This is a genomic window from Stappia sp. 28M-7 (assembly GCF_014252955.1).
In the GTDB taxonomy this organism is placed as follows: Bacteria; Pseudomonadota; Alphaproteobacteria; order Rhizobiales; family Stappiaceae; genus Stappia.
Window position 1 is genome coordinate 2,847,242 of the sequence record NZ_JACMIA010000001.1, and the last position, 25,826, is coordinate 2,873,067.

General features: G+C 66.4%; 28 protein-coding genes. 8 read left to right on the plus strand and 20 right to left on the minus strand.

Annotated features, from left to right (window positions below):
* Positions 1-54: 54 nt before the first annotated feature.
* From H7H34_RS12535 to fliK, 11 genes are all read right to left on the minus strand, one after another.
* On the minus strand, positions 55-552 hold the full coding sequence (locus H7H34_RS12535) for a GNAT family N-acetyltransferase (RefSeq protein ID WP_199681005.1): 498 nt from the start codon (positions 550-552) through the stop codon (positions 55-57).
* Positions 545-2,110 (minus strand): TerC family protein, encoded by a 1,566-nt coding sequence (locus tag H7H34_RS12540; protein ID WP_185925371.1) that lies wholly within the window; start codon positions 2,108-2,110, stop codon positions 545-547. The genes H7H34_RS12535 and H7H34_RS12540 overlap by 8 nt, the downstream gene beginning before the upstream one ends.
* A 354-nt stretch (positions 2,111-2,464) precedes the next feature.
* A complete protein-coding gene (locus tag H7H34_RS12545) occupies positions 2,465-3,142 on the minus strand; it encodes an SAM-dependent methyltransferase (RefSeq protein ID WP_185925372.1) in 678 nt (225 codons plus the stop codon).
* Positions 3,139-4,398 (minus strand): BtaA family protein, encoded by a 1,260-nt coding sequence (locus tag H7H34_RS12550; RefSeq protein WP_185926532.1) that lies wholly within the window; start codon positions 4,396-4,398, stop codon positions 3,139-3,141. Before H7H34_RS12550 ends, H7H34_RS12545 begins: the two co-directional genes overlap by 4 nt.
* Positions 4,399-4,622: 224 nt before the next feature.
* Complete coding sequence (gene gatB, locus H7H34_RS12555) at positions 4,623-6,107, minus strand: Asp-tRNA(Asn)/Glu-tRNA(Gln) amidotransferase subunit GatB (protein ID WP_185925373.1); 1,485 nt, start codon at positions 6,105-6,107, stop codon at positions 4,623-4,625.
* Between the two features lie 286 nt (positions 6,108-6,393).
* Positions 6,394-6,981: a hypothetical protein gene (locus H7H34_RS12560; protein WP_185925374.1), complete on the minus strand. Its 588-nt coding sequence runs from the start codon at positions 6,979-6,981 to the stop codon at positions 6,394-6,396.
* Between the two features lie 13 nt (positions 6,982-6,994).
* Entirely contained in the window at positions 6,995-7,900 is a 906-nt protein-coding gene (locus H7H34_RS12565) for a hypothetical protein (RefSeq protein ID WP_185925375.1), read from the minus strand.
* Positions 7,901-8,112: 212 nt separating this feature from the next.
* Positions 8,113-8,265: a hypothetical protein gene (locus H7H34_RS12570; protein ID WP_185925376.1), complete on the minus strand. Its 153-nt coding sequence runs from the start codon at positions 8,263-8,265 to the stop codon at positions 8,113-8,115.
* Positions 8,266-8,398: 133 nt separating this feature from the next.
* Positions 8,399-9,427, minus strand: a complete 1,029-nt coding sequence (locus tag H7H34_RS12575; protein WP_185925377.1) for a fatty acid desaturase — start codon at positions 9,425-9,427, stop codon at positions 8,399-8,401.
* Positions 9,428-9,649: 222 nt separating this feature from the next.
* The gene (locus H7H34_RS12580; protein WP_120267623.1) at positions 9,650-9,916 is read right to left on the minus strand and encodes an EscU/YscU/HrcU family type III secretion system export apparatus switch protein; all 267 of its coding nucleotides are present in this window, start codon (positions 9,914-9,916) and stop codon (positions 9,650-9,652) included.
* Positions 9,913-11,193, minus strand: a complete 1,281-nt coding sequence (gene fliK / locus H7H34_RS12585; RefSeq protein WP_185925378.1) for a flagellar hook-length control protein FliK — start codon at positions 11,191-11,193, stop codon at positions 9,913-9,915. Before fliK ends, H7H34_RS12580 begins: the two co-directional genes overlap by 4 nt.
* Before the next feature lie 191 nt (positions 11,194-11,384).
* Between fliK and H7H34_RS12590 the strand changes: the two genes are divergently transcribed.
* Positions 11,385-11,645 (plus strand): DUF6455 family protein, encoded by a 261-nt coding sequence (locus H7H34_RS12590; protein WP_120267621.1) that lies wholly within the window; start codon positions 11,385-11,387, stop codon positions 11,643-11,645.
* A 10-nt stretch (positions 11,646-11,655) separates the two neighbouring features.
* On the opposite strand, the gene H7H34_RS12595 is transcribed toward H7H34_RS12590, so the two are convergent.
* On the minus strand, positions 11,656-12,015 hold the full coding sequence (locus H7H34_RS12595; RefSeq protein ID WP_120267620.1) for a DMT family transporter: 360 nt from the start codon (positions 12,013-12,015) through the stop codon (positions 11,656-11,658).
* Between the two features lie 10 nt (positions 12,016-12,025).
* A complete protein-coding gene (locus tag H7H34_RS12600; protein WP_185925379.1) occupies positions 12,026-12,331 on the minus strand; it encodes a phosphatidylglycerophosphatase in 306 nt (101 codons plus the stop codon).
* A gap of 310 nt (positions 12,332-12,641) precedes the next feature.
* Between H7H34_RS12600 and H7H34_RS12605 the strand changes: the two genes are divergently transcribed.
* Together H7H34_RS12605 and H7H34_RS12610 are read left to right on the plus strand one after the other, a co-directional pair.
* Complete coding sequence (locus tag H7H34_RS12605) at positions 12,642-12,899, plus strand: YjhX family toxin (protein WP_120267618.1); 258 nt, start codon at positions 12,642-12,644, stop codon at positions 12,897-12,899.
* Positions 12,900-13,030: 131 nt separating this feature from the next.
* Complete coding sequence (locus tag H7H34_RS12610) at positions 13,031-13,678, plus strand: LysE family translocator (protein ID WP_185925380.1); 648 nt, start codon at positions 13,031-13,033, stop codon at positions 13,676-13,678.
* Positions 13,679-13,774: 96 nt separating this feature from the next.
* On the opposite strand, the gene gor is transcribed toward H7H34_RS12610, so the two are convergent.
* The 3 genes from gor to rpiA all read right to left on the minus strand — a co-directional run bounded on the left by gor (position 13,775) and on the right by rpiA (position 16,613).
* The gene (gene gor / locus H7H34_RS12615) at positions 13,775-15,148 is read right to left on the minus strand and encodes a glutathione-disulfide reductase (protein ID WP_120267616.1); all 1,374 of its coding nucleotides are present in this window, start codon (positions 15,146-15,148) and stop codon (positions 13,775-13,777) included.
* Positions 15,149-15,303: 155 nt separating this feature from the next.
* Complete coding sequence (locus H7H34_RS12620) at positions 15,304-15,819, minus strand: DUF2059 domain-containing protein (protein WP_185925381.1); 516 nt, start codon at positions 15,817-15,819, stop codon at positions 15,304-15,306.
* A gap of 89 nt (positions 15,820-15,908) precedes the next feature.
* Positions 15,909-16,613, minus strand: coding sequence for a ribose-5-phosphate isomerase RpiA (rpiA, locus tag H7H34_RS12625; RefSeq protein ID WP_120267615.1), 705 nt, complete (start codon positions 16,611-16,613; stop codon positions 15,909-15,911).
* 407 nt (positions 16,614-17,020) lie between these two features.
* Here rpiA and H7H34_RS12630 point away from each other — a divergent pair, with 407 nt between their 5' ends.
* A complete protein-coding gene (locus tag H7H34_RS12630; protein WP_185925382.1) occupies positions 17,021-18,712 on the plus strand; it encodes a methyl-accepting chemotaxis protein in 1,692 nt (563 codons plus the stop codon).
* A 153-nt stretch (positions 18,713-18,865) separates the two neighbouring features.
* On the opposite strand, the gene gatA is transcribed toward H7H34_RS12630, so the two are convergent.
* The 3 genes from gatA to H7H34_RS12645 all read right to left on the minus strand — a co-directional run bounded on the left by gatA (position 18,866) and on the right by H7H34_RS12645 (position 21,581).
* Positions 18,866-20,341 (minus strand): Asp-tRNA(Asn)/Glu-tRNA(Gln) amidotransferase subunit GatA, encoded by a 1,476-nt coding sequence (gene gatA, locus H7H34_RS12635; RefSeq protein ID WP_185925383.1) that lies wholly within the window; start codon positions 20,339-20,341, stop codon positions 18,866-18,868.
* A 168-nt stretch (positions 20,342-20,509) separates the two neighbouring features.
* On the minus strand, positions 20,510-20,797 hold the full coding sequence (gatC, locus tag H7H34_RS12640; RefSeq protein WP_067215953.1) for an Asp-tRNA(Asn)/Glu-tRNA(Gln) amidotransferase subunit GatC: 288 nt from the start codon (positions 20,795-20,797) through the stop codon (positions 20,510-20,512).
* A 247-nt stretch (positions 20,798-21,044) separates the two neighbouring features.
* The gene (locus tag H7H34_RS12645; protein WP_185925384.1) at positions 21,045-21,581 is read right to left on the minus strand and encodes a nuclear transport factor 2-like protein; all 537 of its coding nucleotides are present in this window, start codon (positions 21,579-21,581) and stop codon (positions 21,045-21,047) included.
* A gap of 310 nt (positions 21,582-21,891) precedes the next feature.
* Here H7H34_RS12645 and H7H34_RS12650 point away from each other — a divergent pair, with 310 nt between their 5' ends.
* On the plus strand, positions 21,892-22,200 hold the full coding sequence (locus tag H7H34_RS12650) for a hypothetical protein (protein WP_185925385.1): 309 nt from the start codon (positions 21,892-21,894) through the stop codon (positions 22,198-22,200).
* A 194-nt stretch (positions 22,201-22,394) separates the two neighbouring features.
* Here the strand turns inward: H7H34_RS12650 and H7H34_RS12655 are convergent, their stop codons facing one another.
* A complete protein-coding gene (locus tag H7H34_RS12655; protein WP_185925386.1) occupies positions 22,395-23,102 on the minus strand; it encodes a metal-dependent hydrolase in 708 nt (235 codons plus the stop codon).
* 121 nt (positions 23,103-23,223) lie between these two features.
* Here H7H34_RS12655 and ruvX point away from each other — a divergent pair, with 121 nt between their 5' ends.
* The 3 genes from ruvX (at position 23,224) to H7H34_RS12670 (ending at position 25,817) form a co-directional block, all read left to right on the plus strand.
* Positions 23,224-23,739, plus strand: coding sequence for a Holliday junction resolvase RuvX (gene ruvX, locus H7H34_RS12660; RefSeq protein ID WP_120267610.1), 516 nt, complete (start codon positions 23,224-23,226; stop codon positions 23,737-23,739).
* Positions 23,736-24,662, plus strand: coding sequence for an AEC family transporter (locus tag H7H34_RS12665; protein WP_185925387.1), 927 nt, complete (start codon positions 23,736-23,738; stop codon positions 24,660-24,662). Before ruvX ends, H7H34_RS12665 begins: the two co-directional genes overlap by 4 nt.
* A gap of 198 nt (positions 24,663-24,860) precedes the next feature.
* On the plus strand, positions 24,861-25,817 hold the full coding sequence (locus H7H34_RS12670) for an aspartate carbamoyltransferase catalytic subunit (RefSeq protein ID WP_185925388.1): 957 nt from the start codon (positions 24,861-24,863) through the stop codon (positions 25,815-25,817).
* Positions 25,818-25,826: the final 9 nt, after the last annotated feature.

Sequence of the window (25,826 nt, forward strand, 5' to 3'; positions counted from 1 at the left end):
GACAAGCGGGCCCGCGTGAACGCTCGATCACGCCACACGTACGCCGCGCACCGCTCACAGCATCAGCTTGTAGCCGACATGCGAGGGCTGGTAGCCCAGCGCCCGGTAGAAGTCGTGCGCGCCCTCCCGCTCGCGGTTGGAGGTGAGCTGCAGCAGCACGCAGCCGCAGTCGCGCGCCCTCGCCTCCGCAAAGCGCATCATCGCCCGGCCGATGCCACATCCGCGCAGCTCCGGGTCCACATGCACGCTCTCCACCTGGGCACGCGGGCGCCCGCCGAAGGACAGCCCGTCGATGATCGTCAGCTCGAACATGCCGGCGATGCGCCCGGCCTCCATGCCCGGCAGGCGCGCCACATGCAGGACGCTGGCCCCACCCGCCACCATGCGGCGGAACGCGGCGACATAAGGCGCCAGATCCTCCGCCTCCTGCCCGACGCGCGCGCCGGCCGCATTGGCGCTCATCAAGGCGACGCAGGCGCCCAGGTCGTCCTCGCCCGCAGGCGCGATATGAAGGCCTTGAAGCTCCGACTCGAACATCCCGCCCTTAGTCATGCGGTGCCGCCCGGGTGTCCAGCGGCGAGATCCGCACCCTGCCGATGGCACGCTTTTCCAGCGACATCACCTCGAAGCGCAGGTCTCCGGCCTCCAGCACGTCGCCGACCTTCGGCAGGTGCCCCAGCTGCGACAGGATATATCCGGCGAGCGTGGAGTAGCGGTTGGCCTCGTCGACGAGATCGCGGCCGATGGCGACGCTGAGCTGGCGGATGTCGATGAAGGCATCCACCGTCCACGAGCCGTCCTCCTGCTGCTGCAGCGCGGCTGCCTCCTCGTCCATGTCGGGGAACTCGCCGGCGATCGCTTCCAGCACGTCGGTGGGCGTGGCGATGCCTTCCAGCGAGCCGTATTCGTCGATCACCATCGCCATCTGCACCGGCGAACGGCGCAGCAGCTCCATCACCGTCAGCACGTCGGTCATCTCGTGCACGACGCCCGGCTGGCGCATCAGCTGCGCCCAGTCGATCGCCTCGCCGCCGATCACCGCGTTCAGCAGATCCTTGGTCAGAGCCACGCCGACGAACTCGTCGACGCTGCCGCGCGCCAGCACCACGCGCCCGTGGGTGAGCCGGCGGATCGCCCCGCGCAGCTCCTCGTCCGGCTTGTCCAGGTCCAGCCATTCCAGCTCGTTGGACGGCGTCATGATCGAGCTGACCGGGCGCTGGCCGAGCCCCAGCACGCCGCGGATCATGTCCTGCTCTTCGGGCTTGAACAATTCGCCCAGGGCCGCCTGCTCGGCGATCACGTCGACCGTCTCGCCCAGCGGCTGCTCGCCGACCCTGCCGCCGAGCAAGCGCAGCACCGCCTCGGAGGTGCGCTCACGCAGGTTTCCGGAAACGACCATCTGCTCGCGGTTGTGGCGGCCGACCTGGTTGAACGCCTCGATCAGCACCGAGAAGCCGATGGCGGCATAGAGATAGCCCTTCGGGATATGCTGGCCAAAGCCTTCCACCACCAGGCTGAAGCCGATCATCAGCAGGAAGCCCAGGCACAGGATCACCACGGTCGGATGCTTGGAGACGAAGGCCATCAGCGGCTTGGAGGCGATCATCATCACCGCCATGGCGATACACACGGCCGCGATCATCACCCACAGATTGTTGACCATGCCGACGGCGGTGATGACGCTGTCGAGCGAGAACACCGCATCCAGCACGACGATCTGCACGATCACCTGCCAGAACACCGCGTGGACGATCTTGCCGCTCTTGTGGCCATGCGCGCCCTCGAGGCGCTCGTGCAGCTCCATCGTGCCCTTGAACAGCAGGAACACGCCGCCGATGATCAGGATCAGGTCGCGCCCGGAGAAGGAGAAGCCGCCCAGCGAGAACAGCGGGTTGGTCAGCGTCACGATCCAGGAAATCGAGAACAGCAGCGCGATGCGCATGAAGAGCGCCAGCGACAGGCCGATCAGGCGCGCCTTGTTGCGCTGTTCGGGCGGCAGCTTGTCGGCCAGGATGGCGATGAACACGAGGTTGTCGATGCCGAGTACAACCTCGAGCAAAACCAGGGTGACAAGCCCGATCCAGATGTTCGGATCTGCCAGGAATTCCATATCGAACCTTTCCTAATGGCGACGGCGCAGGCGCGCGCAAGACCCGCCGTGCCGGACCTGTCGGCAAGCGGGTGCGGGCATTGGGCCTGCGAAAACGGGAATGGAAGCGGAAACGCGGAGCCGCCGGACGCACATCGCCAACGGCTCCCGGGAAAGTCGGTCGCGTGCGTCCGTGCTGTCGCCGTCGGCCGCCATGGAATTGTCCGCCCCTCCTTAGCGCGCCGGGACGTGCCCGCGCGCTGCCTCTGCAGCCTAGCATGGCCGTTGCAGCGGTCAAGAAACGCACCAGACGGCCGGATGTTCCATTCCGAGGCGACCGGCAGGCGCCCGCAGCGCATCACGGGAGGGGCAGCCTTACGCCTCCAGCCGCCCGATCACCGCGTAACCGCCATGCAGCCGGCGGAACGAGGCCCGTGCCCCGTGCGCCTGCGCGCAGGCTTCCAGCGCCGCCCCCAGATCCGCCCGCGGCGCGACGTGGAAGGCGGACAGCCAAGCGCGGAACGGCGCGCGCACCAAGCCCGGCCAGGCCTCCATCGTGCCGAAGTCGACCAGATGCAGCCGGCCGCCGGGGGCCAGCGCGCCGGCGCCGGCCATGAGCGCCTCGCGCCAGGGCGGGATCATCGATAGGCTGTAGGAGAAGAACACCCGGTCGAAGCGCTCGACGCCGAACAGCGCCGCCGTGTCGAACGCCGTCGCGTCGCCTTGCGCGACGCTGATCCGGTCATCAAGCCCCGCGCGGCGGATCGAGCCGCGCGCGCTCTCCAGCATCTGCTGCGAGATGTCGATGCCGAAGAAGCGCGCCTGCGGGTGCCGGCGGGCGGCCAGCACCAGATTGCGCGCCGTGCCGCAGCCCAGCTCCAGCACCGTGCCGCCCGGCAGCGGGGCGAGATCGTCGATCAGCCGGTCGCGGCCGAGCAGATAGTATTTGCGCGTCGCGTCATAGACATGCCGCTGCCAGCGGTAGATGCCGTCCATCAGCTCCGCGCCGCCGGAGGCCCGTGCGCCTGTCTCCGGCTCGCCCCGCGCACTCATGCCGCGCCGCGGATATAGAGGTGGAAGCCGCCATAGATCGACGAACGGTCCATGTAGCCGAGCTTGCGCGAGCGCTCCGCATCGTAGCGCCACTGCCCCAGGATTTCCGGCGCGACGCGGCCCGGCAGCAGGCTGGGCTCGGCCGCCGTGCGGAAGACGACGCGCGCGCCCGGACGGGCCGTGCGGGTGATCTCCGACCATAGGGCGTTGAGCGCGGCGTTGGTCATCCAGTCCTGCGCATCGAGCAGGACGTAGCGGTCGACGCTGCCCCCCTCCTGCGCGGCCAGATAGTCGGTGAAGGAGCGGTTGACCACGCGCACCCGGTCGGCGCGGGCGCGGATCGCCTCGAAGTGGTCCCGCCGCAGATAGGGCGGCAGCGGGCCGGCCTCGTCATTGGCGTAGCCGCGGCCGAAGGCCTGCCAGGCGAAGTAGTTTTCCGAAAGCGGGAAGTCGCAGGCCAGCCGCTCCAGCCGCTCGCGCAGCACCGCCGCCATGCCGCCGGGGCCGCTGCCGGCCAGCGCCTCGTACTGCGCCGGCGGAATGCCGAGCCCGTAGAGCGACACGCGCTTCGACGTCGCCCAGCGGACCATCCGCTTGTCGAACAACGGCGCCAGCGCCTTGTCGAAATAGGTGCGCTGCTCCTCCAGCGATCGGGCGCGCAGCATGTCTTTGGGATCGATGCCATAGGCGCGGGCGACGAAATGGCCGGCGCCGATGAAATAGCCGAGCAGCCCGTGGTGGTAGAGGTCGCGGGCGAAAAGGGTGATGCGCTTGCGCCCGGTCAGGCCGCGCTTTTCCCAGTAGTCGCGGGTTTCCGGGTCGAGCCGCTCGCGCAGGAAGCGGTTGTAGGCCTCGACATTGCCCTTCTCGTCCGCCTTACCGAAGAAGCGGTAGAAGTCGTCATGCCCCGGCAGATGCTTGACGGCGGCGAGCTTCAGCCGGGTCAGCGCCACATGCGCGCGGTTGAGGTCGACAGCGGTGATGCTGGCCGGATCGGCCGTCAGGTAGGACAGGACGTTGCAGCCGCCCGAGGCGATGGTCACCACCTTGTGGTCGCGGCCGATCTCCAGCGCGTCCATGTCGATCTCGGGGTCTTCCCAGATCTGCGGATAGACCAGCCCCTGGAAGGCCAGGGTGAAGAGCCGCTCCAGCGCGCCCTCGCCCGACAGGGCCTTGTTGCGATGCACCGCCCGGCCGAGCAGAGCGCCCCGCCCCGCATTGACCGACTTCGTGTTCGACGCCTGACCCGACAGCATGGCCACCTCCGACTCTCCTCAAGTTGCCTTGAAGTGAGCCGGGTAAGCCGTTCTCGTTACGGGATGATGACAGGGCGGTGCGCGCGGGCGTCATGCCGGCTGCAGGCAAGGCCGGGATGACATCCTGTGGGTGGCGCGCCGACCTCGCATCCCCTCAGCCGTCACCCCGGGCAAGCGAAGCGCGACCCGGGGCCCATTGGCTGCCAGAGCGAAGCCGCCCCGCCCTACTCGATGCCGATCTTCGCCTTGAGCAGGTCGTTGACCGCCTGCGGGTTGGCCTTGCCGCCGGTCGCCTTCATCACCTGGCCGACGAACCAGCCGAGAAGACCGGGCTTGGCGCGCGCCTGCTCGACCTTGTCCGGGTTGGCGGCGATGATCTTGTCGACCTCGGCCTCGATGGCGCCGAGATCCGTCACCTGGCGCATGCCGCGCGCCTCGACGATCGCAGCCGGGTCGCCGCCCTCGCTCCAGACGATCTCGAACAGGTCCTTGGCGATCTTGCCGGAAATCGTCCCGTCGACCACCAGATCGACGATGCCGCCGAGCTGGCCGGCGGAGACCGGGCTTTCGCTCAGCTCCAGCCCTTCCTTGTTGATCCGGCCGAACAGCTCGTTGATCACCCAGTTGGCCGACAGCTTGGCATCGCGCCCCTTGGCGACCTCCTCGAAGAAGTCGGCCGAGGCCTTTTCCGCCACCAGGATGTCGGCGTCATAGGCGGTGAGCCCGTAATCGGCGATGAAGCGTGCCTTCTTGTCGTCCGGCAGCTCCGGCAGGTCGACGGCGAGCGCGTCGACATAAGCCTGGTCGAACTCCAGCGGCAGCAGGTCCGGATCGGGGAAATAGCGGTAGTCGTGCGCCTCCTCCTTGGAGCGCATGGAGCGGGTCTCGCCCTTGACCGGATCGAACAGGCGCGTCTCCTGGTCGATGCTGCCGCCGTCCTCCAGGATGCCGATCTGGCGGCGGGCCTCATACTCGATGGCCTGGCCGACGAAGCGGATGGAGTTGACGTTCTTGATCTCGCAGCGCGTGCCGAAGGCTCCGCCCGGCGCGCGCACCGAGACGTTGACGTCGGCGCGCATCGAGCCCTGGTCCATGTTGCCGTCGCAGGTGCCCAGATACCGCAGGATGGTGCGCAGCTTGGTCAGATAGGCCTTCGCCTCGTCGGCGCAGCGCAGGTCCGGCTTGGAGACGATCTCCATCAGCGCGACGCCCGAGCGGTTGAGATCGACGAAGGACATGGTCGGGTGCTGGTCGTGCAGCGACTTGCCGGCGTCCTGCTCCAGATGCAGCCGCTCGACGCCCACCGTCACCTGCTCGCCGCCGGGCATGTCGAGCAGGACCTCGCCCTCGCCGACGATCGGCTGCTTGAACTGGGAGATCTGGTAGCCCTGCGGCAGGTCCGGATAGAAGTAGTTCTTGCGGTCGAACACGGACTTGAGGTTGATCTGCGCCTTGAGGCCAAGGCCCGTGCGGATCGCCTGCTTGACGCATTCCTCGTTGATCACCGGCAGCATGCCCGGCATCGCCGCATCGACGAGGCTGACATTGGCGTTCGGATCCTTGCCGAACTCGGTCGAGGCGCCGGAAAACAGCTTGGCATTCGAGGTGACCTGGGCATGCACCTCCATGCCGATCACGATTTCCCAGTCGCCCGTGGCGCCCTTGATGAACTTCTTGGGATCGGGGGTGCGGGTGTCGACGATGCTCATGCCGTGGAAGTCCTGCCCGTTGTGTCGTGCCTGTCGCCCGCCCCCTCAAAGCCCCGCGCGCACGCGCGAAAACCACAGCCTGGGGCGGACTTGTCCTGAACGCGTGCCGCGCGCGCGGAAACGCACGCCAGAACGCTCGAGTGTGTGGGTAGTGGGTCTTTGCCCTCCCCGCAAGGGGGGAGGTGGGGGATGGGGAGGCATTCAACACGGGTCGCGGGGCCAAATCAACACCCCAACTAAGCGCAGCCGCGCGATACGCTCAACTCAAACACGAGAAAACGTCCATTTATTCATCGCCTGACTTCACTACTCGTCCGTACCCCTCGGGCAATATCATCTCGCGCGGGTCTGCTTGCGCTTTCTTTTCTGCATTTTCATTTTGATTTCTACGAGTTATCGCTTTCATCGCCATATCACTGTTCAGATCAAGCAGGCTCAAAACTCCTTTCACAAAGGGAATGGTCCGAAAAACAGCCAAAGCCCCAGAAAAATATAAGACACTTGGAATAAACCAGCTGAGGTCCACTGGACCAAATCCCTCCCAGGTCACAACCACAAGATTCCAATCAAGAGCCTTTCCAGCAATCAAAGAAAAAACAGCAATAAAATCTAAACAAAGCAAAGAAACCCAAAATTGCATCTGGCGCCTCAGCGCTTTGTGGTAGCGTTTAGCATCTTCGAGCTCCAGCCCGTCCGGCTTTATAATTCCGGCGGTAAATATCATAGCAGGAAGAATAACAGCAGATTGGATACTAAAAAAAGCCATAAGTTCTGTCGTAATGTTTTTTACAGAGTTGTAAGGCAAAAAATACACACCCGCCGTGGACGCCACTAGCGACAAAAAGAAATCCCATCTTCTTACCAAGAACCTCATTAAAAAAGCGTCCCTAAGCGTTTATTTTGCCGTTGGCGACAAAATATTCGTAAGCGGATCTCAGTTTCTCGCGAACATCGTTCGCATCGAGCAGGCTACCCGAGCAGAGGACCCGCACAGGATAACTCAATCGGATATCCTTTCCCGTCATCTTACCATGCCTGCCAATCGCGGTGATTTCTCCTTCAGGCAAATGTCGCAACGCCTGCTGCATGGGCGCGCGGCTAACGCGACGCTTTTTAGTCTTGTATCCGATATGCACAGAGACATCTAAGTCCGCGCCCTCAGGTATATTTTCTAGTAAAGTTTGGACGTCGGCCTCATTGCTCATTATCGCCCGCAGCACCGCCATAGCGCGCTCCCCCCATGAGCGACGTGCACCTACATCAACTCGCTGGTCCACCTCCTGTTCGGTGGGGGGGGCTTGCGGGTGCGTAGCAGGCGCAGCTTCAACAACACCCGTACCGCCAACGATTATATGACTTATATCATCTAAATCCCCCCCAACCTCATCGCCATCAAATTTGGCCGTCAGTATTACTTGGCCGTTGGCTTGCATTTGGGTCGTACGCTCTTTCAAAAGCCAAGTTAAATACTGCTCCAAATTTTTAGTTGAAAGAGAACGGCTCTGGATAGTCAAAACATGATTGCCGATGATCATCCAGTACATCATCGAATGAATGTACTCTCTTCCAGCCGGAGGAGGTTGCTGCTCCACAGTAAGCATCGGCACATCAGGCTCATTTCGAAGCAAAGCCTGCATGTATCCGCTTGTATAGACGGTCAAATCACCAAAAAAGCTGATATTATCATCATGATAGATGTTCATTAACAACGTATCTGAAGCATCTGGCGGTACAGCCCATGCCCTTCTATTCCAATGCTCCGATAACGGGCCACCATCATAACGGTCGTTCATCGCTCGTCGCACCCGAGCTTCTAGAGTGGCTCCGCCTAACGCACCTGTAGGGTCATCCATTCGGCGATAGTGAACGGTTAGCGACTTACGAGAAACCATGCTCAAAACCTCTATGCTTTTGCCTCTAAAATTTTAATTTACAGAAAACTTCACCAAATTTAGCGCGCGCACTTTGTCACCTAAATTTCGATATTTTTCTCTATATATTATATTTACTTTTCATCCTCCGGACGAGAACCTGAGGTCTCCCGCTCAATCTTTATCCGGCGAGCCCGCCTCACCGCCTCCGCCGTGACCTGCTCGCAGATGCCCTCGTCGCGCAGGAAGCTCTCGAAGCTTTCGCCGATATGCGGATTGTCGTTCATGGCGATGACCTCCCAGTCTTCGCCCAAGACTAGCGCAAGTCGGCGGCCGCCCGCCACTCTTGAGTGGCGTCGCGCCCTCGGAATGAAGCGCAGGACGTCGGCGTCCGCTGGAGCGGATTGAGGCCCCTCCCCTTCACGCCGCTGCGCTGGCCGTGCGGGCCTGGCGGAACGAGACGAGCCGGCGGGTGTCCTCGTCCCACAGGACGAGCTTCACGCAGCCGAAACTCTGGCGCAGGGTGATGCGGTTCATGTCGCGCAGTTCGGGGAAGTCGCGCATCACCTCGCCGAGGCGATAGAACGGGATCTTGCTGGACAGGTGATGCACGTGGTGGATGCCGATATTGCCGGTGAACCACTGCAGGATCGGCGGCAGGTCGTAATGCGAGCTGCCCTCCAGCGCCGCGGTCTGGTAGTTCCAGTCGCCGCCCGCCGACCAGTGCGTCTCCTCGAACTGGTGCTGGACGTAGAACAGCCAGACGCCGGCGGTCGCCGCCATCAGGATGATCAGCCCCTGCACCATCAGGAAAGCCCCCGGCCCCGCCGCCCAGATGAGCAGCGCGGCCATGGCGGCGATGCACAGGTTGGTAGCGAGCGTCGAGAGCCATGGCTCCAGGCCGCCGCGCATCAATCCGACCGGCAGGCGGTACTGGCACACGAACAGCCACGCGGGCCCCAGCCCGAACATCACCAGCGGATGCCGGTAGAGCCGATAGCGCAGCCGCCCGCTCCAGGGCAGCGCCTGGTACTCCCTGACCGTCAGCGTGTCGATGTCGCCGATGCCGCGCTGATCGAGATTGCCGGTCGAGGCATGGTGGATCGCATGGGTCCGACGCCAGTAGTCGTAGGGCGTGAAGGTCAGCACACCGAGCGCGCGGCCCGTCCAGTCGTTGAGCCCGCGCCGGGAGAACAGCGAGCCGTGCCCGCAATCGTGCTGCAGCATGAACAGGCGCACGAGAAGGCCGGCGGCCGGCACGGTCAGGACGAGGCCCCACCACTGGCCGTGATTCACCAGCACCGCCGCCGCCGCCCACAGGGCCGCGAAGGGCAGCAGGCTGGCGATGATCTCGAAGACGCTGCGCGCCGTGCTCGGCTTGCGATACTTGGCCAGCGAGGCGTTCCAGGAGCGCGGCTTTTCGGCCGGGCGGCAGTCGGTGTTCTGCAATGGCTATCCTATCTGGAAGCGAGCCCTCCCTCGGGATCAGGACCCTAAGGAGGAAATGGGGCAACAACCCGCCTGGAAGACTGTCCGTCCGCGCAAGGGCGCGGTGCCGCCAGCCGAAGGGAGGGACCTCCCATCTCAGTCCGGGTTTGGCAAGTCAATTCGTCGCCGCGGTCAGCGACAATGCGTCCCTCGCCGAGCCTTCAACGGCCCTTCAACGGCCCTTTAACGCCCCCGGGCCATCAGGATGAAGCGCAGCACGGCGGCGACGGCCTCGTAGAGCTCTATCGGAATTTCCCGGTCGAGCTCGATCTGCGACAGGGCCTCGGCAAGGGCCGCGTCCTCTTCCACCGGCACGCCGTGCTCGGCCGCAAGCTCCAGGATGCGGGCGGCCAGCACGCCGCGCCCCTTGGCCGTGACGCGCGGCGCGCCGGCATGGTCGTAGTGAAGCGCCACCGCCAGCCGGCGGCGCGGGTCCTCGTCCCCGCTCACGAGACCACGTCCACGAACTGGCCCGAGGGCGCCGGCGGATCGTCCGGCAGCCCGCCAGTCACCTTGAGGTCAACCACCTCCAGCCCCTGTTCGGCAAGCGTTGCGGCAAGGCGGGGCAGCCGCTCGCGAAGGTCCGCGGCGATGTCCGGGCGCACGGCCCACAGGCTTGCGAACAGGCGGGGACCGTCGAGCCCGACCAGCGCCTCCACCGCGCCGGTCGCCTCCGTGTCGAGCGCAAAGCGCAGCCGCCAGGCGGGATGCGCGCCCTCCCCCTCGTGGCCGGGCGTGTCGTCGCGCCCGATCTGCAGCGAGATCACCGCGGTCTGCCCGCCGACCACCAGCGGCAGGTCAATCGTCCGGTCGAACAGGGCCGCATCCCCCGCCCCTTCGCCGTCGGCCAGCAGCCCGCGCGAGGCCAGCGAGGCGAGCCGCAGCCGGGCCAGCGCCGCATCGGTCTTGGCCGCAAGGATGGCGGCGGCCTCTTCTCCGTCGCGCGCCAGAAGCGCGGACACCAGCTCGCTGCTGGCGCGGGCCGGCTTCTCGCCGCGCGGATGGCGGGAGATCCCCGGCAGCGGCGGCGGGGTCGCCTGCCGGGCCGGCGCCTCGCGCCCCCCGGCCGCGCCCTTGAGAACGCTCAAAAGCTCGCTCAAGGCATCGTCGAGACTTGCCCCGGCCCCGCCTGCCGCCCCGCGCCCGGTCAATCCCTCCAGCGCCGCCTTGAGCGCGGGACCATCCAGCCGCCCTTCCCGGCTTGCCGTCGGATCCAGCCGGAACCCGAGAAGGCCCGCCAGCGCGCTCGTCACCGCAGGCGGCAGCAAGCCGCCCGGCACCCCGGCGGGCGCTGCGGCCAGTGCCGCGGCAAGGCCGGCATAGAGCGAGGACAGTCCGTCCTGGCGGGCGGCAAGGGAGGTGGCGAGCGAGGCGATGCGCGCCAGCGCCTCCGTCTCGCCGAGGGCGGAGGCAGGGGTGCCCTGCCCTGGCGTTTGGGCGGCGTTCTGCGGCGCGGCGCTGACCTGATAGCGCGGGCCGTCGGGGCCGCGCTCGACGCTGAGTGTCGCGCGGCTGCCCAGCGGCAGCATCTCCTGCCCCTCGACATCGAGTTGGAACCCGCCGCCCGCCCCGCCTCCGACCAGACGCATGACGTTTTCGCTCAGGTGCTTTGCCACGCGCACGGCGATGGCATCGCCGACATTGAGCATCGGCACGCGGCTGACCGGCCGCACCGCGACGACGCCGCTCTGGCTGCCCTGGGATGGGGATGTCACACGAGAGATCATGCGCGGGGCCTCGCCGTCCTGCCGACCGCCGGCAGCAGCCGAGCCTAGCAGATTTTCAGCACCTGCGCCGATCCTGCCGCGCGTTCCGTCCCCGGCGTTTGATCTCCGTCAAATAGTTTCACTCGCAACCATCATAGTGTCGATGAACGGATGGGCGCCATGGCGGCGCCGCGACAGCAAGGACGATGGCCATGGGACTGATGAAGCGCCTCGACGAACGCGCCGGACTGATGGGGCGGATGATGCGCACGGTCGGTGCGGACGACGCGATGCCGAGCGGCATGATGATGGAAACCGCCATGCGCAAGGTCGCCTCCCGTTGCCTTGGCTGCGAGCGGCCCGAGGAGTGCGCCAACTGGCTGGATGCGCATGAGGATGGCGCGGCGCACGCGCCCGATTTCTGCCCCAACGGCGATCTCTTCGCCACCTGGACAGGCCAGGCAAAAGCCTAGGGTGAAGACCCTAGTGCCGGACGGCGCCTGAGAAGACGTTGACGACGATGACGCCGGCGATGATCAGCCCCAGGCCGATGATCGCGGCCAAGTCGAGCGTCTGGCGGAAGACGAAATAGCCGACCGCCGAGATCAGCACGATGCCGAGCCCGCTCCACATGGCATAGGCAACGCCGACCGGGAAGGTCCGCAGCGCCACCGACAGGAAGTAGAAGGCGGCGAGATAGCAGACCGCCATCACCGCCGTGGGCAGCGCGCGGGTGAACTGCTGCGACTGCTGCAGCGCCGTCGTGCCGATCACCTCCAGCACGATGGCGATGGCGAGCGCGGCATAGGACAGGACGGTGGGGGACAGGACGGCGGGGGACATGGCCGCGGCCTCAGCGGCGGTTGCGGCGCGAGCGCTTGCGGATCGCGTGAACCAGCGCGGCGACGACCAGGGCCCCGAGGAAGCGGAACGGCATGACGGCCAGCGGCCCGCCCTCGTAGCCGCCGAGCGCCGGCACGCCGCTCGCCGCCAGAGAGACGTCGATCAGCACGCTCAGGGCCGCGGCGGCAAAGCCCGCGATCACCAGCTTGGCGCGCGCATCGGCATACCAGCCGAGCGCGGCGCCGATCAGCAGCGCGAAGGGATTGAGAAGGCCCGCAAGGCCGAAAAGCAGCGGCAGGGATTCGGACGGTGTCATGACCGTGTTTTAGGATCGCCCGCCGAAAAAGGGAACCGCAATCGCACGACCGGCGGCCAACCGGCCCGCGGCATTTGTGCAACGCCGGCGCGGTGCCTCGCCCTCCCTTGCACGCATGATCTTGCACGGCAAGCGGCCAGCCCCTATCTCTCGATCGTCAACTTCGGAGAGCTTATGCGCAGCCAGCTCGAGACCCGGTAAAGCCCGGTCCATCGAGAACAGACCGGGCAACGAACCCACGCACGACCGCTTGCGTTGCGGGCGGCGGTGACGTGCGCGCTGGAACTGCATCTCCGGAATTATCCCTGAAATGGACATCTCCAAGGCCGAGCAGCGGGTCCTCCACCTGCTCGCTCAAGGCGGTCACGTGCTCGTCGAGAAGGACGAGCGCGGCCGCATAGAAGAGCTCGCCATCGTCACGCGCGAAGGCTGGCACCACACGGGACTGACGCTCGAACTCTTCCGCAAGCTGAAGCGGCGCAGGCTGATCGCCTCCGCCAATTCCGGCCCCTACCGCATCACACGGCTCGGGCTCTTGAGGGTTCGCGCGCAACTCGACAACCGCTGAAACCCGGCTGCCGTTGCCGCAACGCCCGGTGCCGCAACGGCAGCCAACTTGCAGGTTTTTACCCCTTTCCAAATGCCGGCGAGTGTGGATTGCTGGACAGGTTTGGGACCTTCCTGCTGGAGTGTTTTTCCATGTCTTTCGAAACCTGGCTTGCCTTTTCCGCCGCCTCTTTCGTGATGCTGGCCATCCCCGGCCCGACGATCCTTCTGGTCGTCTCCTATGCGCTGGCCCATGGCCGGGCCGTCGCCTCGGCAACCGTCATCGGCGTTGCGCTCGGCGATCTCACCGCCATGACCGCCTCGCTGCTCGGTCTCGGCGCGCTGCTCGCGACGTCCGCGACCCTGTTCACGGTTTTGAAGTGGATCGGCGCCATGTATCTGATCTGGCTGGGCATCAAGGTCTGGCGCACGCCGGTCGCCGACGAGGCCCCGCAGGAAATGGCGGACGGCAGCCCCTCCCCGGCGCGCGCGCCGATGCTGCGTATTGCCCTCCACGCCTATGCGGTGACGGCGCTCAACCCCAAGAGCATCGTCTTCTTCATCGCCTTCCTGCCGATGTTCATCGATCCGGCGCGCCCGCTCCTGCAGCAGGCAGCGATCCTGGAGGCGACCTTCGTTATCCTCGCTGCGCTCAATGCGGCCGCCTACGGGCTGATGGCCTCGATGGTGCGCTCGCGCATCCGCCGCCCGTCCGTGCGGCGCTGGATCAACCGCACCGGCGGCACCTTGATGATCGGGGCCGGCCTGCTGGCGCTCGGCTGGCGCCGCGCGGCCAACTGACGGCGCCGCGCAGACCGCGCGAACCGCGAAAACCCAAACGAAAACGGGGAGGCAATCGCCTCCCCGTGTTCATTTCAAAAGCTCTCGTCGGGCTGGTCAGGCGCGCAGCCGCTCGGTCGGCTCGCGCATCGTCACTAGCTCCTCGGCCGCCGTCGGATGCACCGCCATCGTCGCATCGAAGTCGGCCTTGGTGGCGCCCATCCGCAGCGCGATGCCCAGCACCTGCACCAGCTCGCCGGCGTCGTGGCCGAGGATATGCACGCCGAGCACCTTGTCGCTCTCCGGCTCGACCAGCACCTTCATCAGCATCTTCTCGTCGCGGCCCGACAGCGTGTGCTTCATCGGGCGGAAATGCGCCTTGTAGACATCGACAGCGCCATGCTTTTCCAGCGCCTCGGCCTGGGTCAGGCCGACCGTGCCGATCTCGGGCTGGGAGAACACGGCCGTCGGAATCATCGAGTGATCGGCCGACCACTGCTTGCCACCATAGACGCTGTCGGCGAAGGCGTGGCCCTCGCGGATCGCCACCGGCGTCAGGTTCACCCGGTCGGTGACATCTCCCACGGCGTAGATCGAAGGCACGTTGGTCTGCGAGGCCTCGTTGACGATGATGGCGCCCGAGGAGGCCAGCTCTACCCCCGCCTTGTCGAGGCCGAGGCCGGCCGTGTTCGGCCGCCGGCCGATGGCGAACATGATCTTGTCCGCATGCAGCGTATCGCCCTTGCGGGTATGGCCGATGAGCCCGTCCTCGGTCTTCTCGATGGAGGAGAAGACATCGCCGCACAGCACGCGGATGCCCTTCTTCTCCATCTCCTCGTGCAGGACCTTGCGCAGATCGTCGTCGAAGCCGCGCAGCACTTCCTCGCCGCGATAGATCAGCGTCGTTTCCGCGCCGAGCCCGGCGAAAATCCCCGCGAACTCGACCGCGATATACCCGCCGCCTGCCACCACCACCCGCTTGGGCAGGTCGGCAAGATGGAAGACTTCGTTGGAGGTGATGACGTGCTCGCCGCCCGGCAGGGTGGCATCGACATTCGGCGTCGCACCGACCGCGATCAGGATCCGCTCGGCACGGATGCGGCGTCCGTCGGTCAGGAGATGCACCGTGTGGGCATCCTCCAGCACGGCCCGCGTGTCGAACAGCTCGACGCCGGACCGCTCCAGGTTGCGGCGATATATCCCCTCGAGCCGGGCGATCTCCCGGTCCTTGGCATCGATCAGCCGCTCCCAGTCGAAGCTGCTCTCGCCGACCTGCCAGCCGAAGCCGGCCGCGTCCTCGAATTCCTCGGAAAAGCGCGAGGCATAGACCATCAGCTTCTTGGGCACGCAACCGCGGATAACGCAGGTGCCGCCGTAGCGGTATTCCTCGGCAATGCCGACGCGCGCGCCATGGGACGCGGCGATACGGGCCGCGCGCACGCCGCCCGAGCCGCCGCCGATGACGAACAGGTCAAAGTCGAAATCGCTCATGCCTCGCCCTTAGCGTTTGGAGGGCCGCGGCCGACCGGCCGGACCCGTCGTCCATGATGCCCCGCGCCCGGGTCCGGGCGGCATGGCCGCGGCCGGAACAACTCCGGCCGGGCAGTCGCGGCCCGCGTTTGTCGGGCCCGAAATACCGGCCCGAATTACTGGGCCGGCGCTTCCGTCGGCTGGGTCTGCTGCGCTTCCTGGCGCTTGGTCAGCTCCTCGCGCACCAGGGTCACCATCTCGGTCGAGATCGCATCACCCCACTGCTTCGCCGCGCCGATCGACAGCGCGCGCAGCTCCGGCTCGACGCGGGAATACTTCTGGCCGAGCGGCGTGTTGTAGAAGGCGGCAAGCTTCTTCAGCTCCTCGACGGTGAAGCGGCGGGCCCACACTTCGTAGACCACCCGGTTCAGTTCCGGACGACGGTCGGCGAGCTTCAGAGCGACCTCGGTGACAACCTCGTCGATCATTGCCGTGTTGGCCGGGTCGTTCTGGATGAACAGGCCGCGGGTGCGCTCGGCCATCAGCGGCAGCACGTCATCGAACGCGCGGATTGCCTGCGCCGACTGCACGGCCTCGCGCGCTGCGGCGATCTGTTCGTCGGAGAAGGTTTCCTGGGCGGTCGCCGCCTGGGCGAACGAGAGAACCATCGCCGCCGCCGTGGCTGCGGCCATCGCGGACTTCCGGCAGAAAAGAAACATCGGTTACTCCATGAGCAAGTGATCGGGGCCCCGGCCGCTTCGGCCGGGCTGTTCCTAAAAGGTCAGTTTTCCTCGCCGGCTGCGGGGACAAGGCGCTCCACGCCGTCGGCCCCGGCCAGATAGGCGACATCTGCGATGCCGAGAAAGAGTCCGTGGTCCACCACCCCCGGGATATCGAGCAGCGCCCGCGACAGGGCGTCCGCATCGGTGATCTCGCGCAAATCGATGTCGAGAATATGGTGGCCGCCATCGGTGACGAAGGGCGTTTCGCCGCCGCGCAGCAGGATCGGCGCATCGTAACCCAGATCGGCCAGAGCACGGGCGATCGCATTGCGCGTCGCGCCAAGGCCGAAGGGCACCACCTCCACCGGCAACGGGAAGGCGCCGAGCTGCTTCACCTTCTTGCTGGCATCGGCGATGACGATCATGCGCAGCGACGCCTTGGCGACGATCTTCTCGCGCAGCAACGCACCGCCGCCGCCCTTGATCAGGCGCAGCTGCAGGTCCAGCTCATCCGCTCCGTCGATGGTGAGATCCAGTTCCGGGCAGGCTTCCAGCGTGGTCAGCGGCACGCCGAGCTCGGTGCAAAGCGCCGCGGTGCGCTCCGACGTCGGCACGCCGATCACCGAGAACCCCTCGCGGACCTTCTCCGCCAGCGCGCGGACAAACTGTTCCGCCGTCGACCCGGTGCCGATGCCGAGCCGCATGCCCGACGTGACCTCTTCCAGCGCCGCTTCGGCGGCCTTTCGCTTCAGCTCTTCGCTCATTGCGTTCCGTTCGTCGCCCGTTCGCCGCGCGTGCGGCTGTCGCATCCGGCCCGCACTTGTTCACGGTGCGACCATCCGCTGGTGTGGGGCGGGTTTAGCATGGGATCCGCGCAAGGCAAAGAACCAGCGGCACCACGGGGACGATGCCGGGCGGCCGGCGGCAACACGTTTTAAGGGCATGACGAACTGCGCACCACCTCCCGCAGCGTTAACAGACAATTCAAGCAATCGTGCCACGCTCCCGGGCAACAAGTGTGCGGATAACGCATTGAGGGTGGGAACACTTCGGAGAAATGACCATGCGTCTATTTGCGGCCTCGCGTCGACAAACTGTTGAAATATCCAAGATTTTAAACAGTGACGCGACCCCTGGCGAAGATCGGGCCGCCTCCCCGGCCGACGAGGACATGTCTTCCGGCGCGTCGCTGTCGCTCGCCCGCGACCAGCAGACCGCGCTGACCCTCGATCTGATCGAGTCGGATCTGCGCACCGCCGCCAACGGCATCGGCACGGGCGCGGAAGAGTTGCGCACCCGCGTCGGCGAGCAATTGCTGCTCCTGTCGGATATCCGCGGCCACTCCCAGGCGCTGCACAGCGAGACGCGCCATGCGGACGAGACCGCCCAGCAGCTGGCCGCCTCGGTCGAACAGCTGGTCTCGGCAAGCAACGAGATCAACGGTCAGGTGCAGAATTCCTCGCGTTTGGCCGAGGAAGCGCGCGAAGTCGCCGACACGGCGAACACCGGCATTCAGGAGCTGAAAAGCGCCATCGACGACATCGCCAATGTCGTGCGCCTGATCTCAGACGTTGCCAAGCAGACCAACTTGCTCGCCCTCAACGCCACCATCGAGGCGGCCCGCGCCGGCGAGGCCGGGCGGGGATTTGCCGTGGTCGCCAACGAGGTGAAGGCGCTGTCGGTCGAGACCCAGACCGCCACCGACGAAATCATCGCCAATATCGCCCGCCTGCAGACCTCGGCAGAGGGGAGTATTCGTGCCGTCGACCGCATCATCGGCGTGATCGGCGAGATCCTGCCGAGCTTTGCGGCCGTTGCCGAGGCCGTCGGCCAGCAGATGGAAACCTCGCGCTCGGTCGGCGAAACCGCGCGGGAAACCGCCGATTTCGTACGTGCGGTCACCGAGAAGGTCTCGACCATCGCCGAGGCCACCGACAGCGCCGAGCGCGCCGGACAGGCCGCCGGCGAGGCCTCCCGCTCCATGCTCGCCCTGGGGAATAGTCTGAGCAGCCGGTTCACGATGATGATCCGCCAGACGGCGATCGGCGACCGCCGCCGCGACGACCGGCTGCCGGCGGAGCTGACCGGCACCCTCACCCAGTCCGGCCGCAGCTGCCGCATCAAGACGCTCGATCTGTCCACGGGCGGCGCGCTGCTTGTCCCGCAGGAGGGCGAGGCAAGCGCGCAGACCGGACCGGCCACCGTCGAGCTGTCCAGCCTCGGCCGCACCAACCTGCAGGTCGTCGCCGTCTCCGACCTCGGCATGCATTGCGCCTTCGAAAATCCGGACGAAGGTTTCGCAACGCGCCTTGCCGACCTTCTGGCACGGGTGCGAGGAGAACTCGCCCCCTCCATCGAGCGGGCACAGGACGGCGCACGCCGCGTCACCGAGGCGATGGAAGCGGCCGTATCCTCGGGCAACCTGACGCTGGAGGCACTGTTCGACACCGATTACCAGCCGCTGGCCGGCACCAATCCGCGCCAGGTCTCCAACCGCGCACTCGCCGTTCTGGAGCGCATCCTGCCGCCGATCCAGGAGGATATCCTGACCCGCGCCAAGGGCACCGGGCTCGTCTTTTGCGTTTCGGTCGACCGCAACGCCTATCTGCCGGTGCACAATGCGGTCTATTCCCAGCCGCAGCGCCCCGACGATCCGGCGTGGAACGCCGCCAATTGCCGCAACCGGCGGATTTTCGACGACCGCGCGGGACTGAGCGCGGCGCGCAACACCCGCCCCTTCCTGGTGCAAACTTATCCCCGCGACATGGGCAACGGCAGCATCATCTGGATGCGCGAGATCGACGCGCCCATCACCGTGGCCGGCCGCCACTGGGGCGGCTTCCGCACCGCCTACAAGCTGTAACGCGCTTGTCGCGAAATCGCGTGGACCGAGCACAAAAAAGCAAGGCGCCCGAACGGGTTACCGCCGGGCGCCTGACAATCGAAAATTGAGACGGATTTTGCAAAATCCCGCGTCAAAATCGCGAAAATTTGCGCAAACCCTCCCGAAACGGTCTTACCACCACTTGCCCGGCTCGAAGCGGCCGGCAGCCTCCTCGATGACATTGCCGAGGGTGTAGAGCGTCTCTTCGCCGAAGGGACGACCGATCAGCTGCAGGCCGAGCGGCAGACCGGCGCTGTTCAGCCCGGCGGGGACAGCCAGACCCGGCAGGCCGGCCATATTCACGGTCACGGTGAAGACGTCGTTGAGGTACATCTGCACCGGATCGCCGCTGAAGGCGCCCGGCGCGAAGGCCGCATCCGGCGTCGCCGGCGTCAGGATCGCGTCGACGCCCGCATCGAAGGCCTCGTCAAAATCGCGCTTGATCAAAGTGCGGACCTTCTGGGCGCGCAGGTAGTAGGCGTCGTAATAGCCGGCCGACAGCACGTAGGTGCCGATCAGGATGCGGCGCTTCACCTCGGAGCCGAAGCCGGCGGCCCGGGTGTTCTCGTACATGTCGGCGATATCCTCGCCCGGCACGCGCAAGCCGTAGCGCACGCCGTCGTAGCGGGCGAGGTTCGAGGACGCCTCGGCCGGGGCGACGATGTAATAGGCCGGCAGCGCGTATTTGGTGTGCGGCAGGCTGATCTCGACGATCTCCGCGCCCGCAGCCTTCAACCAGTCGATGCCCTGCTGCCAGAGCGCGTCGATCTCCGCCGGGAGGCCGTCGACCCGGTACTCGGCAGGAATGCCGATCCGCAGGCCCTTCACCGAACGGCCGATGGCCGCCTCATAGTCCGGCACCGGCAGGTCGACCGAGGTCGTGTCCTTGGCGTCGACCGACGCCATCGAGCGCATCATGATGGCGTTGTCGCGCAAGGTGCGGGTGATCGGGCCGGCCTGGTCGAGCGAGGAGGCGTAGGCAACGACGCCCCAGCGCGAGCAGCGGCCGTAGGTCGGCTTCATGCCGACCGTGCCGGTGAGCGCGGCGGGCTGACGGATCGAGCCGCCGGTGTCGGTCGCCGTGGCGCCGGCGCACATGAAGGCCGCGACCGCAGCGGCCGAGCCACCCGACGAACCGCCGGGAACCAGCGCCTCGGTGGAGCCCTCGCGGCGCCAGGGGTTGACCACATTGCCGTAATAAGAGGTCTCGTTGGACGAGCCCATGGCGAACTCGTCCATGTTGAGCTTGCCCAGCATCACCGCGCCGTCAGCCCAAAGGTTCGCCGTCACGGTCGATTCGTACGGCGGCTTGAACCCGTCGAGGATGTGGCTGCAGGCCTGGGTGTGGACGCCCTCGGTGGCGAACAGGTCCTTGACGCCGAGCGGAATGCCCTCCAGCGCCCCGCCCTCGCCGCGCGCCAGCCGCTCGTCGGAGCGCTTGGCCATCTCGAGCGCCCGGTCGGCGGTGACCGCGACATAGGCATTGATCGCCGGATTGGCCGCCTCGATGGCCGAAAGATAGGCCGTCGTCAGCTCGCTCGCGGTGATCTCGCGGGCGGCGAGCCGCGCGCGGGCCTCCGTCAGGGTCAGTTTGGTCAGCTCGGTCATCGGGGTCTCGCTCGGACTGGATCTCGCTGGTGGTCTGGGTGGCACGGCGCATGGCGCCGTCTATTGGGAGCCTGTCTCGCGCTCCCCGCGGCCCGCGTCAAGTGCGACGGGGCAGCGCCCGCATGTCGTGGTCGGGCGGGCTATCGATGCCCACCCGGACGGACATGCCTATTCCACCACCTTGGGGACCATGAAGAAATTGTCGTCGGAGGCCGGGGCGTTGGCCACCACTTTCTCCGGATAGCCGCCATCGCTGACGACATCGGCGCGCTTTTTCATTTCCTGATGGACGACGGAGGTCAGCGGCTCGACGCCGTCCACGTTCACCTCGTCGAGCTGCTCGACGAAGGCCAGGATCGTGTTCAGCTCGCCGGTCATCCGGCTGGCCTCGTCGTCCGTGACCTTGACGCGCGCCAGATGGGCGACGCGCTTCACCGTATCGACATCGACGGACATGCGAATTCTCCAACAAGATCAGGCCGTGAAAGGTGCGGGCCTCGCGAACGCCCCTTCCCCCGGATGAAAAGGAGATGGAAAGGACACGCCGCAACGCCGGCAAGCCCGGCCGGCCCGAACGGCCGGCGGGCCGCACCCGCTTGACCGGGCTATATCATCCGCATCCTGCGCCCCGCAAGCCGAAGCCCGCGCGGTCCGCCCTCTCCTGCGCTCCCAGGGCGTGTCCGCCTTGCTCCAGGAGCGCCGATCAGGCGGCTGCGCCCTGCCCGCGGCAGGACGATCCGGATGCGGGCCGGGAGGCGGCGGAGGTCAGCGAGCCCGGCAGGCCAAAGCCCGCAGCCGCAGAGGCCTGCGTCCCGGCGGAGGCATGAACGGGGGCATGGGCGAAAGCCGCCGCACCGCGCCACTGCTCTTCCTCGACGATGCGGCCAAGATGCCAGCGCTGGCGGAAGGACACCGTCTCGCGGAAGAAGCGGCCGTCCACCTCGACCCCGTCGAAGCGGCAGAAGAATTCCGCCGTCTCGCCCGCCCGGTCGCAGACGAGCCCGTCGACCGTGCCGCGCAGCATGGTGAAGCGGCGGGCGACGGGATGCAGCTTGCGCAGGACCCCCTCCAGCCCCTCGGCCGCCACCGCGCCATTGTCGAACAGGCGGATGTCGGGGGCAAAATGCGCCCGCGCCGCGCCGAGAAGGTCGCCGCGCGCCAGCGACACCAGATAGTCGTCGAGCCGGTTGCGAAACGGCGAGACGCGAAGGCGGGAGCGAAGCGGAAGGGCAATCGTCATGGCGGCACCTGTTCTGGATCGATGAGAACATTACGAGAACATTCTCCATCTGTCCAGTCGTCAGAACGCCTCTTCAGGACGCGGGCGGGCACGTCATTCTCAGGCTGTCATCCCGGCCGACGGCGCAGCCGGAGAGCCGGGACCCATTGGCAACCTCGGCAGGTGTTTCTGGCTCCCCGCCAAACGTCATTGCCGGGCAAGCGGAAGCCAAGACCCGGGAACGCCCCTGCCGTACTGCGATCACAATGATGATCGAGATCATCGAGGGCATATTGCGAGCCACCAGTATTTTTCAGGCACGGAGAGGCCGTTGCTCAAGAACATCGTCATAGCCCTGCTGACCCTGGGCCTGATTTCAGGGTTCCTTGTTTTTCAGAAGAAGCTCTACCGGGCCAGCGTGGAGATTGCCGAAGCCCGCTGCGGCGAGATGGTCAACGCGATGCCGGATCGCGCCAACAGGACCGCATCCGGAACCTGCAAGCTCGTTCACCACGACATCTTCATGAAGCTGGAAATCGAGAACCGTCCGGACATCGTCATGTCTTGCTGGCTCGACTACGGGTTCTGGGGGCCGTTCCCGCCGTCCGATTGCGAAATCCAGAAAACCCGCGCGAACTAGGACGGAGCGCTATCGACAGGCCCTCGGCTCGCCGGTCCCGGCTCGGCGCTTGCGCGCCGTCCGGGATGACGAAGGAGAGGTTTCGGTGCCCCCGCCACCGCTCTGGCAACCAATAGGCCCCGGCGCGCGCTGCGCTTGGCCGGGGTGACGGCAGAGGGGATGCGAGGTCTCGCCCCCCCCCGCGTGGCCCCGCCTCAGACCTCCAGCGAGGCGCCGGGCGCGGTCACCTTCACGCACGAGCCCTGGTCGCCCATTTCCCGCACGAAGGCATCCGCCGACTGGTCGAGAATCGGGAACGTGCCGAAGTGGCAAGGGATGACCGTGTCGAAGTCGAAGAAGCGGCGGCAGGCGAGCGCGGCCGTACGCGCACCCATGGTGAAGCGGTCGCCGATGGGCACGATGCCGACCTTCGGCGCGTAGAGCTCGTTGACCAGCGCCATGTCGCCGAAAATGTCGGTGTCGCCCATGTGGTAGAGCGTCGGCTGGTCCTTGGCCCGCACGATCAGGCCGTTCGGCTGGCCCATATAGACCGGCGGCCAGCCGCCGGCGAGCGAGGACGAGGTGTGATGCGCCTGGGTGAGCGAGACCGCGAACGGGCCGACATCGACCGTGCCGCCGCAGCCCATCGGGTTGATGTTCTCATGACCCTGCGACTGGACCCACATGGAGACCTCGAAATTCGCCGTGACCTGCGCGCCCGTCGCCTTGGCGATGGCGATGGTGTCGCCGGTATGGTCGTCATGGCCGTGGGTGAGCAGGATGTGGGTGACGCCCTCGCTGGCCTTCTCGACGCTCATGTCGGACGGGAAGGACGGATTGCCGCTCAGGAACGGGTCGATGAGGATGGTCGCGCCGGGAATTTCGACGCGGAACGCGGCATGGCCGAGATAAGTGAGCTTCATGATGGCTGCCTCCCTTGAAGCGGAAACGGTGGATGAAATGTCCCGCTGAAATCTAGCCACCTGACGGCAAACGGCAATCCCGGAGCTGTTCGCCCCTCGCGCGCCGTGCTAAAGCCGCTGAATGGCCACAGATCCTCTCCTTGCGCTGGAAGACTTTGCAGCGCGCCTCCCCCGCATCGGACGCCTGATCGGTCTCGATCTGGGCACCAAGACCATCGGGCTTGCCCTGTCCGATCTCGGCCGCGGCATCGCCTCGCCGCTGGAGACGATCCGCCGCAAGAAATTCGGCGTCGATGCCGCCGCCCTGCTCGCCATCTGCGCCAAGCACGAGGTCAGCGGCCTGGTGCTCGGCCTGCCGCTGAACATGGACGGCACGGAAGGTCCGCGCGTGCAGGCGACCCGCGCCTTTGCCCGCAATCTCGCGGCGCTGACCGACATGCCGATGACCGCCTGGGACGAGCGCCTGTCGACGGCAGCCGTCACCCGCACGCTGATCGACGCCGACCGCTCCCGCGCCCGCCGGGCCGAGCTGGTCGACAAGATGGCCGCCTCCTACATCCTGCAGGGCCTGCTCGACCGTCTGACCTACGGCAGCCTCGACGAGCAGGACGAGAGGCCGGACGACGGTCGGCCATGAACGGCGTCTTCAACGCGCTGATTCCGGTGCTGCTGGTGATCGCCGCCGGCAATGTCGTCGCGCGCATGGGCCTGATCACCGGCGACCAGTGGCGCGGCATCGAGAAGATCGCGTATTTCCTGCTGTTTCCCGCGCTGATCATCCGCACGGTCGTGAAAACCGACTTCATGGCGATCCCCGCCTTCGGCATGAGCGCGGCACTGGTCCTGTCGATCTTCGCCATGTCGGCGCTGGCGCTGGCGCTGCAGCCGCTGCTGAAGACGCGATTCGGCATCGACGGGCCGCGCTTCAGCTCGATCTTTCAGGGCGCGACCCGCTGGAACACCTTCGTCGCGCTGGCCATCGCCGACGAGCTGCTGGGCCGCGAGGGCGTCGCGCTGCTGGCGGTGGCGGTGGTGGCGATGATCCCGCTGCTCAACATCATCAACGTGCTGGTGCTGGCGCGCTTCGCCAGCGGCTCGCCGCCGAGCGCCGGGCGCATCGCGCTGGATCTCCTCAAGAACCCGCTGATCTGGTCGACCGGCCTCGGGCTGGCGCTCAACATCGCCGGCGTGCCGCTGCCGCGCTTTGCCGATTCGACACTGCAGATCCTCGGCAATGCGGCGCTGCCCATCGGCATCGTCTGCGTCGGCGCCGGACTGAACCTTGCCGCCCTGCGCCGCCCCGGCCCGGCGCTCGCCACCGCCACCGTGCTGAAGCTGGCGGTGATGCCGGTCTTCGGCTTCCTCTTCGCCCTGCTGCTCGGGCTGGACGGGCCGGCGCTTTCGGCGGTGATCATCGCCATGTCCGTGCCGTCCGCCGGCAACTCCTACCTGCTTGCCCGCCAGATGGGGGGCGATGCGCCGCTGATGGCCGAGATCCTGACCATGCAGACAGTGCTGGCGGCTGTCACCATGCCGCTGGCCCTGCTGCTCGCTCATTAAGAAACACGCTCTCACAGCCATCTAGCGCGGTTTTCTGCGCTTCCGGTGCTCACGTACCTGAATGTACGCTGCGCTCCGGTTCTCGAAACCCACACTAGATGGCTGTGGGAGCGCGTTTCGACTCGATCACGAGTGCCGGTGGAGAACGCCTCGCCGCGCTTGAGCCGGGCCAAGGAAGCGCCTATAGGGTTGGCTTTAATGAGCGCTCATCATCCCCCCCTCGCGGAGCTTTATCCGCACCGTCACCTCCTCGGCATCGAGGGCCTGCAGCCCAACGAGATCGTCGCGCTGCTCGACCAGGCGGAAGCCGCCGTCGAGATCAGCCGGCAGGTCGAGAAGAAAAAGGCCGTTCTGCGCGGCCGGACCCAGATCAACCTGTTCTTCGAGGCCTCGACGCGGACCCAGTCCTCGTTCGAGATCGCCGGCAAACGGCTCGGTGCCGACGTCATGAACATGTCGGTCGCCTCGTCCTCGGTGAAGAAGGGCGAGACGCTGATCGACACGGCGGCAACGCTGAACGCCATGCATCCCGACATCATCGTCGTGCGCCACCATGCCGCCGGCGCGGTGCACCTTCTGGCGCAGAAGGTCGGCTGCTCGGTGGTCAATGCCGGCGACGGCGCGCATGAGCACCCGACCCAGGCGCTGCTCGACGCGCTGACCATCCGCCGCCACAAGGGCAGCATCGCCGGGCTGACGGTGGCGATCTGCGGCGACATCCTGCATTCGCGCGTCGCCCGCTCCAACATCATCCTGCTGAACGCGCTCGGCGCGCGGGTGCGCGTCGTCGCCCCCTCGACGCTGCTGCCGAACGGCATCGCCCAGATGGGCGTCGAGGTGTTCCAGGACATGCGCAAGGGGCTGGCCGGCGCCGACATCGTGATGATGCTGCGCCTGCAGCGCGAGCGCATGCAGGGCGCCTTTATCCCCTCCGTGCGCGAGTATTTCCGCTATTACGGCCTCGACCGCGACAAGCTGGCGGAGGCCGCAGAGGGCGCGCTGGTGATGCATCCCGGCCCGATGAACCGGGGCGTGGAGATCGATCCGGAAATCGCCGACGGGCCGCAAAGCCTGATCCGCGAGCAGGTCGAGATGGGCGTTGCCGTGCGCATGGCCGTCCTCGAGGCGCTCGCCGCCCATCTGCCGAACAAGTGAGGAGCCCGG

Excerpts from the sequence above, each read along its gene's own strand:
- H7H34_RS12535 (WP_199681005.1), bottom strand. The coding sequence starts at position 552 with ATGACTAAGGGCGGGATGTTCGAGTCGGAGCTTCAAGGCCTTCATATC.
- H7H34_RS12540 (WP_185925371.1), bottom strand. The coding sequence starts at position 2,110 with ATGGAATTCCTGGCAGATCCGAACATCTGGATCGGGCTTGTCACCCTG.
- H7H34_RS12545 (WP_185925372.1), bottom strand. The coding sequence starts at position 3,142 with ATGAGTGCGCGGGGCGAGCCGGAGACAGGCGCACGGGCCTCCGGCGGC.
- H7H34_RS12550 (WP_185926532.1), bottom strand. The coding sequence starts at position 4,398 with ATGCTGTCGGGTCAGGCGTCGAACACGAAGTCGGTCAATGCGGGGCGG.
- gatB (WP_185925373.1), bottom strand. The coding sequence starts at position 6,107 with ATGAGCATCGTCGACACCCGCACCCCCGATCCCAAGAAGTTCATCAAG.
- H7H34_RS12560 (WP_185925374.1), bottom strand. The coding sequence starts at position 6,981 with ATGAGGTTCTTGGTAAGAAGATGGGATTTCTTTTTGTCGCTAGTGGCG.
- H7H34_RS12565 (WP_185925375.1), bottom strand. The coding sequence starts at position 7,900 with ATGAACGACCGTTATGATGGTGGCCCGTTATCGGAGCATTGGAATAGA.
- H7H34_RS12570 (WP_185925376.1), bottom strand. The coding sequence starts at position 8,265 with ATGAACGACAATCCGCATATCGGCGAAAGCTTCGAGAGCTTCCTGCGC.
- fliK (WP_185925378.1), bottom strand. The coding sequence starts at position 11,193 with ATGATCTCTCGTGTGACATCCCCATCCCAGGGCAGCCAGAGCGGCGTC.
- H7H34_RS12590 (WP_120267621.1), top strand. The coding sequence starts at position 11,385 with ATGGGACTGATGAAGCGCCTCGACGAACGCGCCGGACTGATGGGGCGG.
- H7H34_RS12595 (WP_120267620.1), bottom strand. The coding sequence starts at position 12,015 with ATGTCCCCCGCCGTCCTGTCCCCCACCGTCCTGTCCTATGCCGCGCTC.
- H7H34_RS12600 (WP_185925379.1), bottom strand. The coding sequence starts at position 12,331 with ATGACACCGTCCGAATCCCTGCCGCTGCTTTTCGGCCTTGCGGGCCTT.
- H7H34_RS12605 (WP_120267618.1), top strand. The coding sequence starts at position 12,642 with ATGGACATCTCCAAGGCCGAGCAGCGGGTCCTCCACCTGCTCGCTCAA.
- H7H34_RS12610 (WP_185925380.1), top strand. The coding sequence starts at position 13,031 with ATGTCTTTCGAAACCTGGCTTGCCTTTTCCGCCGCCTCTTTCGTGATG.
- gor (WP_120267616.1), bottom strand. The coding sequence starts at position 15,148 with ATGAGCGATTTCGACTTTGACCTGTTCGTCATCGGCGGCGGCTCGGGC.
- H7H34_RS12620 (WP_185925381.1), bottom strand. The coding sequence starts at position 15,819 with ATGGCCGCAGCCACGGCGGCGGCGATGGTTCTCTCGTTCGCCCAGGCG.
- rpiA (WP_120267615.1), bottom strand. The coding sequence starts at position 16,613 with ATGAGCGAAGAGCTGAAGCGAAAGGCCGCCGAAGCGGCGCTGGAAGAG.
- H7H34_RS12630 (WP_185925382.1), top strand. The coding sequence starts at position 17,021 with ATGTCTTCCGGCGCGTCGCTGTCGCTCGCCCGCGACCAGCAGACCGCG.
- gatA (WP_185925383.1), bottom strand. The coding sequence starts at position 20,341 with ATGACCGAGCTGACCAAACTGACCCTGACGGAGGCCCGCGCGCGGCTC.
- gatC (WP_067215953.1), bottom strand. The coding sequence starts at position 20,797 with ATGTCCGTCGATGTCGATACGGTGAAGCGCGTCGCCCATCTGGCGCGC.
- H7H34_RS12645 (WP_185925384.1), bottom strand. The coding sequence starts at position 21,581 with ATGACGATTGCCCTTCCGCTTCGCTCCCGCCTTCGCGTCTCGCCGTTT.
- H7H34_RS12655 (WP_185925386.1), bottom strand. The coding sequence starts at position 23,102 with ATGAAGCTCACTTATCTCGGCCATGCCGCGTTCCGCGTCGAAATTCCC.
- ruvX (WP_120267610.1), top strand. The coding sequence starts at position 23,224 with ATGGCCACAGATCCTCTCCTTGCGCTGGAAGACTTTGCAGCGCGCCTC.
- H7H34_RS12665 (WP_185925387.1), top strand. The coding sequence starts at position 23,736 with ATGAACGGCGTCTTCAACGCGCTGATTCCGGTGCTGCTGGTGATCGCC.
- H7H34_RS12670 (WP_185925388.1), top strand. The coding sequence starts at position 24,861 with ATGAGCGCTCATCATCCCCCCCTCGCGGAGCTTTATCCGCACCGTCAC.